Raw genomic sequence first — 12,999 nt, forward strand, 5'->3', positions numbered from 1 at the left:
GCGCCCCGTGAGCGCGAGGCTCGCCAACTCCGATTCCCACTCGGCCCGTACCGGAAGCGCGAATGTGAAACCGGAACGTCCGTCGCCGTCCCGGACCTCCTGCATGTCGAAGCTCAGCGAGAACAGTTCGCTCCCGTCCGCGCGCCGACCGGTCAGCTGGTACGTCCCGCCTTGAGTCGGCACGACGGGCGTCGTCTCGACGACGAATGCTGGTTCGAGATGGAGGGTCCCGTCCGCGGCGGCGCCGCCCGAGACCACCATAGTCCGCGAAGCGCCCGGCCGCACCTCGAACGTATCCACGAGTCGGAAACGCAGCGCGTTCGTGAAGTAGTAGTCGCTGACCCAGATGGGGTCGCAGTAGCTCATGAGGTCCGCCCGGTCCGGGGGCACCATCGACCCTCCGTCGCGCGAATCGTACCCCCACACACCCGTTCGTGCGTCCGCGTAGGGGAAGGTCGGGTCGACGCCCGCCGGACCCCCGCACGGCGCATGGGGCAGGTTCAGGTTGTGTCCGAGTTCGTGGCGCGATCGTCCCCGCGCTCAGGTTCGAGACGCTGACCTTTCCGATGTTGGGGCCGTCACTCCCGAGATACGCGATGCCCTGGCCGTCGGCGGGGTTCGGGGTGAGACCCATCCAGTGTCCGGTCCCGTTCTCCATAGTGCGAATCTGTTCCATATGATCCAACATGTTGAGGATGTCGTTCGAACTGACCGTCACGCTCGGATGTCTCGTGATCTCGAAGGCGCCCACCGGGAGCAGGGTTCTCGTCTCGAACAGGAGTTCGTGGTCCGGGGTGGCGCTGGCGACGAAGGCTACGGCTCCCTGGTTGTCGTCCGCGGTCGAGACGAACGGGACCAGGGTCAGGTACAGCGGGGGTACCTCCTGGACCTCCACCGCCGCACGCCCTTCGGCGGGGATCCGCTTCACCACGCCGAGCGCCGGATCGACGGTCCCATCCGGATCGACCTCGACGATCATCTCGAGGCCGGGGTGAATCACCTCGCCGGGGATCTCCGCGTTGGCCGACAGGTCGAGTTCGCCCACCTGAACCTCCGTCGGGATCGCGGACGTCCCGGCGGGGATATCCACCGAGTGCACCTCCGCCCCGTCCATGAAGAACGTGGCCCGGACCGGCGGAATGGTCTCCATCGTCTCCTGCTCGGACATCACGAACACCCGCAGCAGCGCGCTCCTTCCGGCCACGAGCGGGACCGGGAACTCGGGTGACTGTGTCGCCTGTATCAGGTGGGCCTCGGCGTGTGATTCCGTCCCGCACGACCGGACGCGCCACTTCGTGACGACCTCGTTCAGCCAGACCCGGAAGTCGGGATCCGGGGGGGCGCACAGCCCCGTGCCGCCCGCCTGGAGTTCCCCGAGTGCCGCCAGCGCGGTGAGTTCGTCCGGCAACGGACCCGACAGGTCGGGATTGTTGCGGACATCCAGCGATCGAAGGGCCGCCAGGTCGCCGAACTCCGGCGGCAGAGGCCCGTCGAGCATGTTGTCGTCGAGCGCGAGTCTCTGCAGGCTGCCGAGCTGGCCGAGCTCCGCGGGAAGCGGCCCCGTCAGACGGTTGTTCGAGAGGACGAGGATCCGGAGGTTTTCGAGCCCTCCGAGGCTGGCGGGCAGCGGTCCGTCGATCATGTTGTCCAGGAGCCAGACCTGCTGTAGTTCCGTCAACCTGCCGAGTTCCTCGGGGATCGGACCGTTGACCTGGGAGCGATACAGGATGAGTAGTCGAAGGCTGGCGAGATTGCCGATCTCGGGTGGGATGGCGCCCGTCAGTCCGGTATTGTACAGCCAGAGTTCTTCGAGATTCGCCAGATTCCCCATCTCCGCGGGAATGCTTCCCGTTAAGTCGGGGAGGTTGTGCAGGCCCAACTCCCGCAATTCGGTGAGGAGGCCGATTTCCGGCGGGATCTCGCCCCGGAGGAGGTTCTTCCCCAGGTTCAGGTTCCGCAGTTCCGGGAAATGCCCGATCTCGGGGGGGATCTCTCCCCTCAGGTTATTGAAGTGCAGGAAGATCTCCGTGACCCGCCCATTCGAGTTGACCGTGATGCCGTGCCAGTCCTCGAGCGGCGCGTCGGTCCCCCAGCTTTCCTCGTTCGTCCAGCTCTCTCCGCCCATGGCGTCGTAGAGCGCCATGAGGTCGGATCGCTCCTCGTTGCAGGCGATGAACTCCCCGCCGCGCGTCGGAATCGCGTTCAGCCACGCCTGGAACGCCTCGTCCCGCACCGTGCATGGCATCGTGCCGCCGTACTGCAGTTGCTGAATGCTCAGGGCGGAGAGAGAGATCGGGATGGGGCCGGAGAGCCCTTCGTTGCCGTCCACGTGAAGCTCGGTCAGGAAGGCCAGATCGCCGAGGTTCTCCGGGAGCTGGCCGCCCAGCCCGTTTTCGCTCAGGCGCAAAGCCGTCACGCGACCGCCCTCGTTCACTTCGACGCCGTACCAGCTGCCGACCGGTTCCTCGCCCCCCCAGTTCTCCCGGTTGGTCCAGTCCGCTCCGCCGGTGGACTCGTGCAGATCCATGAGCGTCGCCATCTCCACGCTCTGCACCGTCCCGGCAGAGGAGGCGCTCACCTCTCCCGAGGCGGCCGTGATGCTTGTCCTCCCAACCGTGACCCCCGTCACGAGGCCCGACGCATCGACCGTCGCGACCGCAGGATCGGTGCTCGCCCACGTCAGGGTCGCATCGGGGATGACCATCCCATGCTGATCCAGCACGCTGCCCGTCAGACGGACCGTGTCACCCGCCACGAGGACGACCCGATCCGGCTCGATGGTGATCCGGGTGGCACGCGGACCCTCCGGCGGAGGCAGTGGGGGCGGCGCCGTCGCGTCCTCCCCGCCGCAGGAGAGCAAGGCCAGCAGCAGAAAACCCGGCTCTTCGCTGTTCGGGGTGGATGAGGGGTGGTAGGGTGACCGGGTTGGCGGGGACGGCCGCCGGTGCCTGAGCAGGTCTTCGAGGTGCCCGGGATCTCCGGGACCGGCTGGGGCGTGAGGGGGATGCGGAGCGGCCGGGCGGGAGCGGCGGGGATGACGGAGAGGTCACTGTTCGAGCGGGCTCTGGGCTTGGATCGGCCGTGGCGGGTGGAGCGGACCGAGTTCGACGCGGCGGAGCGCCGGCTGGACCTGTACGTGGACTTCGAGGCCGGAGGGACGTTCGCGTGCGCGTCGTGCGGCGGCGGGGGCTGCAAGGCGCACGATTCAAGCCGGAAGCGCTGGCGGCACCTGGACTTCTTCCAGCACCGGGCGTACCTGCACGCGCGGGTGCCTCGGGTCAGGTGTACGGAGTGCGGCGTGAAGCTGGCGGAGGTGCCGTGGGCGAGGCGCGGGAGCGGCTTCACGCTGTGGTTCGAGGCGCTGGTGGTGGCGCTGGCGCGGGAGATGCCGGTGCGGGCGGTGGCCCGGCTGGTGGGCGAGCACGACACGCGGCTGTGGCGTCTCTTGAAGCACCATGTGGAGGAGGCCCGGGCCGGGGTGTCAATGGCCATCGAAAATATGACACTTCTGGCCGTCGAAAATGGGACACTTTTCGGAACGCGCCGCGGAGGGAGCGGAGCGACCGGAGCGGGACGTTCCGAGAGGATCTGGTCGGCGCGCATCACCGAGTCCCTCCGTGTTCCGAGCGATCCGCCGAGACCGCCCGGGAGGCGGTCGGGTGGATGGCCTTGGAGAGTTCCAGATGGCGTCGCATCCGGTAGCTGTTGCCCCGGATGTTGACCATGTGGCAGCGGTGCAGTAGCCGGTCCAGCAGCGCGGCGGCCATGACCTCGTCGTGCAGGATCTCTCCCCGCTGCTCGAAGCCCTTGTTCGAGGTCAGCACCGTCGAGGCGTGCTCGTAGCGCCGGTTGACGAGCTGGAAGAACAGGATGGCACCGCTGCGGGTGACCGGGAGGTAGCCGATCTCGTCCACGACCAGGAGCGCGGGGTGGGTGAGGGTCTTGAGCCGGTGGTTGAGCCGGCCGGCGGCCTCGGCCTCTTCGAGGGAGTCGATGAGATCCGTGAGCGTCCCGTAGTAGACCCTGCGCCCGCTCTCGGCCGCGGCGATGGCCAGACTGATCGCCAGATGTGTCTTGCCGACGCCGGGCGGGCCGAGGAAGACGACGTTCTCCTTGCGCTCCAGGAAGCCGAGCTCGTGAAGCGAGTCGATCTGCTCCCGCTTGACCGAGGGCTGGAAGCTGAAGTCGAAGTCCGCGAGCGTCTTGATCGCCGGAAGACGGCTCGATCGCATGGCGGTGGCGAGGCGCCGGCTGTTGCGCAGCGTGATCTGGGCGGTCAGGAGCCGCTCGATGGCTTCTGCCGCGGTGGTTCCGCCGCCGTCCACCGCGGCAAGCACCTCGTCGAGGGCTTCCAGGGCGCCGGGCATCTTCAGATCGGCGAGTTGGGCCGCGATGCGCGTGCTCCGGGACCGGGCCTTCACGAGATCTCTCCCGTGATCCCGGCGTACTCGGACAGCGGACGTCGTTCGACCTCCACGACCTGGAGTGCCGAAGGAACCCGGGTCTGTGTCGTCTGGAGCTCGGGCAACGGCGTCACGGGACGGTAAGGCCACGGTGCCAGGGAATTTAGGTACGGCCGCTCCCGCTCGAACCGGTCCGCCACACGTTCCTTCAGCGTGCCGTGGATCCGAACGTTGGCCACGCCGTCGAGCCACAGGAGGGCCCGTGCGTTGAGGTCGTCATCGGAGAGGAAGTCCCGGCCGTAGAAGAAGTTGTTCCGGATGTAGCGGATCGGCCGCTCGACCTTGCCCTTCGTCTGGGCCCGGTACGGGCGGCACGCCCGGATCCGGAACCCCCAGTGGCCGCTGAAGCGCAGGAACTCCGGGTTCTCGACCAGCCGGCCCCCCTCGTTGCGCTTGTCGCCGGTGATGACGGCCTTCATCTGGTCGAACAGAAGCTCCGACGGCACGCCGCTGAAATGAGCGAACGATGTCTCCAGCCCCCGGATCACGACCGGCATCGTCTGGCGCTCATAGAACCTGAGCCACATCAGCCGCGAGTAGCCCAGCACCACGATCAGCGCATGACGCTTGCCCCACGGCAGCCGGAACTCCGCGAAGTCCACTTGCGCTTGGTGGCCCGGTGGAGTCTCGAACCTCCGGACCGGCTCCTCGGGCTCCCGTGGCCGGACCCTGCGCACGTAGCGCTTCACTTGGCCGTAGCCGCCAGGATAGCCCGCCGCCCGCACCTCGTTGAACAGCCGCACGGCGCTCAGCCTCGGATAGTCCGCCAGCCGGGTGTCGATGATCCCCTTGTAGGGATCGAGCTTCGACGGCGCCGGAGCTCTCGGCCGGTATCTCACCGCCTCGTCGTCCAGATCCCGGTCCAACTGCCCCGTCGCGATCCAACGATAGATCGTCTCGCGGCTCACTCCCACGTGCCGAGCGATCGCCGCCTTCGGCACACCCTGCTCGAGGTAGTGTCGCAGAAGCACCCGCTTCTCTCTCCCGATCATCGCGCCCCCTGTGCTGAATGGAGACGCCAGAGTGGAGAAAGGCCCGGGGAACCTCACCAGCCCCCCGATCCACCGCCCAGCCCGGCCTTCGATCACCCACCCGAGGTGTACGATTTTCGACGGCCACAACTGTCGAATTTTGCATGGCCGCCAACAGGGGGCGGACTTCTCCGGGGTGCGCGCGGTGGGCGTGGACGAGACGGCGTGCCGGCGGGGCCACCACTACATCACGCTGTTCGCGGACCTGGAGCGTTCGCGGCTTCTGTACGCGACGCCGGGGCGCAGCCATTCGGTCATGCGGTTCTTCCGGGAGGACCTCGGGCGGCACGGGGGCGGAGCCGCGGGCGTGCGGGAGCTGTGCATGGACATGTCGGCCGCGTACATGAAAGGGGCGCGCGAGGAGTTCCCGGCCGCGGAGATCACCTTCGACCGCTTCCATGTGCAGCGGCTCATGAACCGGGCCGTGGACGAGGTGAGGCGCGCCGAGCGCAAGGCGCGCCCGGAGTTGAAGCGCAGCCGCTACGTGTGGCTCAAGAAGGCGCACAGGCTGACCGCGGCGCAGCGGGCGTGGCTGGATGAACAACTCGTTCCGTCGCGGCGGGCGCTGAAGACGGCCCGCGCCTACCGCATCAAGGTGGCCTTCGAGGACTTCTGGAGCCTCCCGCCCGAGTTGGCCGGGCCCTACTTCAAGAAGTGGTACTTCTGGGCCACGCACAGCCGGCTCAAGCCCGTCATCGACGCCGCCAAGACCATCAAGAAGCACTGGAGCGGCATACCGCGCTGGTTCCGCTCCCGCATCAGCAACGGTCTGGTCGAGGGCATCAACTCCCTCGTCCAGGCCGCCAAGGCCAGAGCCCGCGGCTACCGGACCACCGAGAACTTCATCACCATCGCCTATCTCGTGTGCGGCAAACTCAACTTCAACCTACCCACCTGAAACAGCGAGGAACCTGCCTTTTACACACCTATTGGACCGACCTCCCGGCAGCTTCGTGCACCTTGGCCCAATGTATAGAGCTATGATATGTATCGCTGCACGATATGTAGTGCGCTGAGAGGGGGCGCAACATCGGTCGCGGTCGACGGGGCGTCGGAAGAGTGTGGATCCGCAGCGGGCTGAAGACGCGCTACGCGCCGCTGCTCTTCGGTGGTCTCCCACGACCGTTTTCGTCGCCGCGGACCGGAGGAACTGCTCCCGGATCCCTGCCTGTCGCCGCTCTTCGCCCCGGATAAGGTCGGCGACAGATCTGTCTTCGGCGCCAGCGCACGGGGGTATCGCCGGCGAGGGCTTCCGGCGACAGGTCGGCGCCGTGGAAGTGATCCTCACCGACCCCACGTACGCGGGCATGCTCCAGCGCGTGCGGCTGGCCGGGGCGACCCCCCGGCTCGCGCCCTGGGCCTTCGATCCCTCTACGGGCTGGCGGCTCGATCTCGACGCCCTCGCCGCGCGCGTCGGGCGCCGGACCCGGGCGCTCTTCATCATGAATCCATCCATGCCGTCCGGCGGCGTGCTCGACGCCGAGGATTGGGCCGCGGTCAGGGAACGCCGGGCATCCGGCAGCATTTCCGCTGGAAAGCTACTCTCGCTCAGCATCGACATCTGCGCCTCGACAAAAGGCCCGAGATCCGCCTGCACGGGGGCGCGGAGCACATCATCTCGCCGGACGATCCGCGCCAGTGACCCGTCCGCCCGGAATGCCCTGATCTCGTACCGGCTGGTGTGACCGACGACGACAAGCTCGCCCCACACCGCCAGTCGCAGGGCCGGTCCATAGGCGGGTGACGAGAGCTCCCTGTTCCCGTATTCGTCCGTCTCGACGAACACGATCATGTTTGGATGCGTGCCCAGCGACGCGCTGAGCGCGCCCTCGCCGTCCCGGATCTCGACCACGGCGGTGTCGGCGCCTTCAGGATCGTTCAGGGACAGGATCGTCCCGTCCGGCCGCGCCTCCACGGGCCGGGGGTGAAGCCACGACTCGGTCTCGACGCTCTGGAGCGAGAAGGAGCGCCCGAAGTTGCCCAAGGCGTCGAACACCGATATCGAGAGCCCCTGCGAGTACCAGGCCACGAGCGAGTCGCCGGGCCAGCGCGCGACCTGAGTCAGGCCCGAGAACTCGCCGGGGCCTTCGCCCTGCCCTCCCCATGTCGTTACGTGGCGACCGGACGCGTCGAACACGCGCACCTCATCAGAGCCTCCGTTCGCCACCGCGATCCGGCCATCCGGCAACATCCGCGCCGTGGCCCGGTGCAACAGGTACGGCTCCTCGCCTTCCAGGGCGCCGATGGAAACGCTCGGTTCCGGCCCGACCCGCCACCCCAGCCGTGACATCTCGGCTGGCCGTTGGTTCTCGACGATCCGGACCCCGGCGCTGTCCCGGACTTCCACGGGAGGATCGCCACGGTCGGCGACCTCACCCCCGCAAGCGACCGGGAAGCAACACAACAATGCGAGCCAGACCTTCGGAGCCATGGACTCAGGCAGTCTCGTAGCGTTTGACGCGGACTTCGCCGGCTCGCGCCCGCATCCGGGCGGCGTCGTACCAAGCCTGCATGCGCAGCAGCATTTCCATCCTCACCTCAAAGGCCTTTTCGATCCGCAACGCCATCTCCGGCGATAGCGAGGCGCGGCCGTTGAGCAAGTCCGATAAGGTTGCCCGACGAACCCCCAGAATCTCGGCCGCCTCAGTGACGCTCAGATCCAGGTCCTCGATGACCTCCGTGCGGATGAAGTCGCCCGGATGGGAAGGCGTCATATTCACCATGATCCCCTCTCCAGCCATTAGTGATAGTCCTCCGGGTTCAGCTGGTGGATAGAGCCGTTCCGCTCCTCAAAGGTGATCCGCCAATTTGCCGATACGGAAATACTCCACTCGCCACGTCGATCACCCGAAAGTCTGTGCACGCGCCACCCGCGCGGTGCATTCGGAAACAAAGCTGGCCAAGTCGTCGGCAAGAATCAGCGCTGTCAAGATGTTGCGAACCCGACCCGCCTGATCCTGCCGCAGAAACCGGGCATCGTCCGCCACAATGAGCCTGCGCAGTCCCCGGTGGCGGACGGAGCCAATGATCATGCCTCAAGTGTACGGTGACACCGTTCACCATGCAAGTGCTCCGAGGAACTCAGGGCCCCTCTAGCCATTTCTTGCTGCTCGCGGGTGTCAGTATTATCATTTAGTTTCTGACACTTCATTCTGAGAGGGGTCCAGTGACAACCGTGCCAAGTCTGCCACGCCGAATCCGGGAACACGCGGCGACATTACCCGAGGGCGCCCCGATCTGCCCGAACGCGCTGCTTCACCTGGGCACCCGCGCCGCCGTCGATCAGGCCCTGTCGCGCCTCGCTCGCCGAGGGCAGTTGCTCCGGGTCTTCCGGGGCGTATACGTCCGACCGATAGAGACCCGATTCGGCATTCGGGCACCTGCTGTCGGAGCCGTCATCGCCGCTTTGGCCGAGTTGTGGGGAGAAACGATCGCCCCCTGCGGGGGAGCGGCGGCGAACGTCCTCGGTCTGACGACACAGGTCCCGGTACGGCTGGTCTACCTCACCTCGGGACCGAGCCGAACGCTGCAGTTGTACGCGATGACCGTCCGCTTACGCCATAGCCCTCGCTGGCAACTTGTCGCGCCGGGACGACCGGCCGGCCTGGTCGTCCGAGCCCTGGCCTGGCTGGGGCCGGGGGAAGTGGAACAGAACCTCGCTGCCATCCAGCGCGGACTCTCCGCGGCAGATCTTGCCGAGCTGGCCGCTGCACGTGCGACCCTCCCGTCGTGGATCGCCACGCCGGTAAGCGCCCTCGTAGCTCGTGGCTGACGTCTCGTTCCAGTCGCTCTCCACGGCCGACAGGCGTGAGGTTCTCAGATCCGCCTCGAGCCTCAGCGGGCGGCCGCCACATCTGCTGGAGAAGGACATCTGGGTCGTTCAGACTCTCGCCGTGCTCTTCGGGGCACCGTTCGGCCCGGATCTGGTGTTCAAGGGAGGGACCTCGCTGGCAAAGGCCTACCAGGCGATCCGCCGATTCTCCGAGGATGTCGACGTCACCTACGACATCCGCCGCTTCGCCCCCGAACTGGTGGCTGGAGCCGGCGATGACGCGCTTCCGCCGACGCGGAGCCAGGAACAGCGCTGGACTCGTGTAATCCGGACCCGGCTCGCGGAATGGACGGAGGCAGTGGCCGTCGCGACGATCCGCGATGGGCTGGCTCGAAATGGGTCCGACGCACGGGTCCGAGCTGACGGGGACCGGATCCGTGTCGGTTATAGGCCACTTATCGAGGACTACGGTTTCGTCGCACCGGAAGTACTGGTGGAGTTCGGGGCACGCTCGACCGGCGAGCCGCGTCAGGAGCTGGTGACCGAATGTGACGCGGCCAGGTTCGTGCCCGCCGTTCGCTTCCCCTCCGCGCGTCCTTCGGTCATGCTGGCCGAGCGCACCTTCTGGGAGAAGGCCACGGCCATCCATGTCTTCTGTCGGCGACGGCGACAGCGGGGGACGCGTCTCTCGAGACACTGGCACGACCTCGTTCGTCTGGACGACGCCGGCTTCGCGGAGAGGGCGTTGGCCGAGCGGCAGTTGGCACAATCGGTCGCCCGCCACAAGTCGATGTTCTTTCGAGAGAAGGACCCGGCGGGACATTGGATCGACTACGAAGCCGCCGTTTCAGGTGGCTTGCAATTGCGCCCCCGGGGCCCGTTCCGAGACGAACTCGCCGCCGACTACGAACGCATGATGCGCGACGGCATGTTGTTCGACGATGAAGAACCGTTCGACAAACTCATGAGTCGGTGTGCCGATATCGAGGAGAGAGCCAACAACGGCTGAGACCGCGCGCTACCCGTCGAGGCGGAGGGCCAGCAGCTTCGGCCACAGCTTGCCGGTCACCAGGAAGACGCCGGTCTCGGGAACGTACGCGATGCCGTTCAGCACGGCGTCGATGTCGCCGGGGCGGCGGGCGCTGAGCGGGACGCTGGAGAGGTCGATCTCACCGAGTACGGCGCCGGTCTGCTTGTCGATGCGCACGATGAGGTCGGTCTGATACACGTTGGCGTAGATCCGGTCCTCCACGCACTCCAGTTCGTTCAGCCGCCTCTGGGGCGACCCGTCGCGCAGCACTTCGACCGTCGCCAGCACTTCGAACGTCTGCGGGTCCCGGCGCTCGAGGGCGCTGGATCCGTCGGACATCCAGAGCGACTCGCCGTCGAAGCAGAGCCCCCACCCTTCTCCCTCGTAGGTGTATTCGCGGAGCAGGTCGAAGCTCTCCAGGTCGTAGACGAAGGCCCGGCCCGACTTCCACGTGAGCTGGAACAATTCCGAGCCGACGCGGGCCAGCCCTTCTCCGAACAGCGCGGAGTCGACGGCCACCCGCGCCACGACCTCGCCGGTCGGCACGTCGACCCGCCGCACGCTCGACTCTCCGTAGCGACCGGTGCTCTCGATGAGGTGGCCCTCGTGGAAGATGAGGCCCTGCGTGTAGGCCGCCGGGTCGTGCGGGAACGTCCCCAGGATCTCGTACTCGATCGACGGCATCGGGGAAGCGCAGCCCGCCAGCCCCCAGATGGAGAGGATCAGAAGGCTGTGCCGCCCATGAGGAATTGGCATCAGATCAGATCCAGGACCGCCTCCACGGCGCGCCGTCCCTCTGCCGCGGCACCCGTCCAGTTCTGGTGCCCGCGCAGTTCGGAGTGGCCGATCGCGACGCGGCCGAACGGTTCCCGGATCACGTCGGGCGGCGCGGGCGCACCTCCTCGCGCGAAGAAGAAGCCCGGGCCCGGCGCCACGTAGGCGTGCCCCCAGCGGTTGAGGACGAGGCCCCCGATGTCCGCGCCCGGATCGAAGCCGCCCTCGTCAAACAGCGCGACCATCTGCGCGCGCAGCCGTCTCTCGTACTCCGCGAACGGCGTGCTCAGCATCTCCATCCGGCCGGCCATCCCCTGATCCGCCGCGGACGAGCCCGGCGACTCGAAGGTGATGTAGAACGTCAGCATGGCCGGTTGGTCCGGAGCGAACGGCGGCCGGTAGTCGCCCGCATACATGGGGCGGCGGATGTTGCACGAGAAGCCGAGGTCGCCCTCGTAGATGCAGGCGGCGATACCGAGCCGGTCCATGAAGCGCCAGTTCCTGAGCGCCACGTTCGCCACGAGGATGGGCGCGTGCTGAAAGTGCTCGTACGCGGCCCGGTGCCCGTCCGGCAGATCGGCCGCCACGTAGCGGTTCATCCACCCCCCGCTCGCGAGCACGACCCCCTCCGCCTCGACCGAATACGCCCGGTCCCCGTGTACATAGGTGACGAGCACCCGGCCATCGCCGGTTCCCTTGTGCCGGACGTCGACGACCGTCGCCCCGAGCCGCAGCCGGACCGTCTGATCCGGGCGGTCGAGGCTCTCGAAGCCGATGCCCCCGTTGATCACGTCTCCCAGATCGCGCCCGCCCGCAATCCCGTCCGGCACGACGTCCTTGACGAAATACCGCGCGATGCCGGCGTTCCCGCCCGGGAAGGAGTGGAAGGTCATGCCGTCGTAGCGGGACGGCCCCCCGAATCCGGGCAGATCGAAGTGCATCCCCCACCAGGCCGAAACCGCGTCGCACCCGAGGCCGATGATGCTCGCCAGGATCGGGTCGACGTACGCCGTGACCTCGGGAGGCAGGCCGAGCACATCCTCGTAGTACGTCTTGAGGGTCATCCCGTCGAGCCAGACCCCGGGGTTGTCAGGGCCTCCCGGTGCGTCCGGCGGCATGTGGTCGCCGACCCGGGCCGCCCGCCAGCGCCCGAAGCCGGCGCGGACCTCGGGTGTCCAGGGCGTACGCGAAGGATCGTCCCACAACTCCTTCACCCAGTGGCCCGCCCCGCCACCGGACCAGCCGCCGCCTCCGCCGAAGCGGTGTCCGACGGAGAACTGGTCCTGCACCCAGTGCATGAAGCCGTAGTTCTCGAGCGGCGCCTGCACGTCCCCGTCGTAGGGCGCGTACTCGAACTCGCGCGGGATCCCCAGCGACGTGAAGTAGTCGTCCGGCTCGCCCGTCGCCGGCCGTATGCCGAAGTCGTTCGACCCCTGAGGACCGGCCAGCCGCACCCCGTCGACCTCGATGTCGTTGCGCTTGGCCTCGCCGCCGAACACCGGATGATTGTCGAGCACGAGGCAGCGCCCGTTCGGACGGTGCCGCTTGAAGTGGTGTGCGGCGGAAAGCCCGGAGAGGCCGCCGCCGACGATCACGACATCGAAGCGCTCCCCCGTGTCCGTTACGTCGGCGGACGGCGGACGACCGTCCCTGAGCCGGTGCGCGAGCCGGACGAGTTCCGGCGTGTTCCCATGCGAAGGCGCGTAGTCCCCCACCCCGCCGGGCCCGTACCAGTCCGCGCCGAGCATCTCGGACCACGGCTCGACGGGCGCACCCGGCCCCGCGCCCGCGGCGACCTCCGGCCCGCGACCCGCGCCGCCGTCCGTCCCGCACCCGAGCAGCGCGGAACCCGCGATCCCCGCCCCCGCAAGCTGGACGAAGTCGCGGCGCGTAATCTCCCTGTCGAGGCCGAGATCCCGGTCCTTCATC

General features: G+C 67.6%; 9 protein-coding genes and 2 pseudogenes. 5 read left to right on the forward strand and 6 right to left on the reverse strand.

All coding sequences use genetic code 11. The features are described from left to right. Positions 1–1,537: 1,537 nt before the first annotated feature. Positions 1,538–2,860, reverse strand: a pseudogene (locus ACPXY0_RS08025) (Ig-like domain-containing protein); the annotation flags it as partial. A gap of 174 nt (positions 2,861–3,034) precedes the next feature. Here ACPXY0_RS08025 and ACPXY0_RS08030 point away from each other — a divergent pair. Continuing rightward, positions 3,035–3,455: pseudogene (locus ACPXY0_RS08030) on the forward strand (helix-turn-helix domain-containing protein); the annotation flags it as partial. Between the two features lie 147 nt (positions 3,456–3,602). Here the strand turns inward: ACPXY0_RS08030 and istB are convergent. Both istB and istA read right to left on the reverse strand, forming a co-directional pair. Then, entirely contained in the window at positions 3,603–4,421 is an 819-nt protein-coding gene (gene istB / locus ACPXY0_RS08035; protein WP_423928153.1) for an IS21-like element helper ATPase IstB, read from the reverse strand. Further along, positions 4,418–5,434, reverse strand: coding sequence for an IS21 family transposase (istA, locus tag ACPXY0_RS08040; protein WP_423928151.1), 1,017 nt, complete (start codon positions 5,432–5,434; stop codon positions 4,418–4,420). Before istA ends, istB begins: the two co-directional genes overlap by 4 nt. Before the next feature lie 52 nt (positions 5,435–5,486). Between istA and ACPXY0_RS08045 the strand changes: the two genes are divergently transcribed. After that, entirely contained in the window at positions 5,487–6,392 is a 906-nt protein-coding gene (locus ACPXY0_RS08045) for an ISL3 family transposase (protein WP_423930075.1), read from the forward strand. Positions 6,393–6,801: 409 nt separating this feature from the next. After that, entirely contained in the window at positions 6,802–7,179 is a 378-nt protein-coding gene (locus ACPXY0_RS08050) for an aminotransferase class I/II-fold pyridoxal phosphate-dependent enzyme (RefSeq protein ID WP_423930618.1), read from the forward strand. Between the two features lie 750 nt (positions 7,180–7,929). On the opposite strand, the gene ACPXY0_RS08055 is transcribed toward ACPXY0_RS08050, so the two are convergent. Continuing rightward, on the reverse strand, positions 7,930–8,208 hold the full coding sequence (locus ACPXY0_RS08055) for a HigA family addiction module antitoxin (RefSeq protein ID WP_423930620.1): 279 nt from the start codon (positions 8,206–8,208) through the stop codon (positions 7,930–7,932). Between the two features lie 461 nt (positions 8,209–8,669). On the opposite strand from ACPXY0_RS08055, the gene ACPXY0_RS08060 reads away from it, so the two are divergent. Both ACPXY0_RS08060 and ACPXY0_RS08065 read left to right on the forward strand, forming a co-directional pair. Continuing rightward, the gene (locus ACPXY0_RS08060) at positions 8,670–9,266 is read left to right on the forward strand and encodes a DUF6088 family protein (RefSeq protein ID WP_423930622.1); all 597 of its coding nucleotides are present in this window, start codon (positions 8,670–8,672) and stop codon (positions 9,264–9,266) included. Continuing rightward, the gene (locus tag ACPXY0_RS08065) at positions 9,259–10,275 is read left to right on the forward strand and encodes a nucleotidyl transferase AbiEii/AbiGii toxin family protein (RefSeq protein WP_423930077.1); all 1,017 of its coding nucleotides are present in this window, start codon (positions 9,259–9,261) and stop codon (positions 10,273–10,275) included. Before ACPXY0_RS08060 ends, ACPXY0_RS08065 begins: the two co-directional genes overlap by 8 nt. Positions 10,276–10,284: 9 nt before the next feature. Here ACPXY0_RS08065 and ACPXY0_RS08070 read toward each other — a convergent pair whose 3' ends face one another. Continuing rightward, positions 10,285–11,052, reverse strand: a complete 768-nt coding sequence (locus tag ACPXY0_RS08070; RefSeq protein ID WP_423930079.1) for a glutaminyl-peptide cyclotransferase — start codon at positions 11,050–11,052, stop codon at positions 10,285–10,287. Then, positions 11,052–12,998: an NAD(P)-binding protein gene (locus ACPXY0_RS08075; RefSeq protein ID WP_423930081.1), complete on the reverse strand. Its 1,947-nt coding sequence runs from the start codon at positions 12,996–12,998 to the stop codon at positions 11,052–11,054. Before ACPXY0_RS08075 ends, ACPXY0_RS08070 begins: the two co-directional genes overlap by 1 nt. Between the last annotated feature and the right edge of the window lies 1 nt (position 12,999).

Source organism: Candidatus Palauibacter sp., assembly GCF_965237495.1.
Lineage (GTDB): Bacteria > Gemmatimonadota > Gemmatimonadetes > Palauibacterales > Palauibacteraceae > Palauibacter.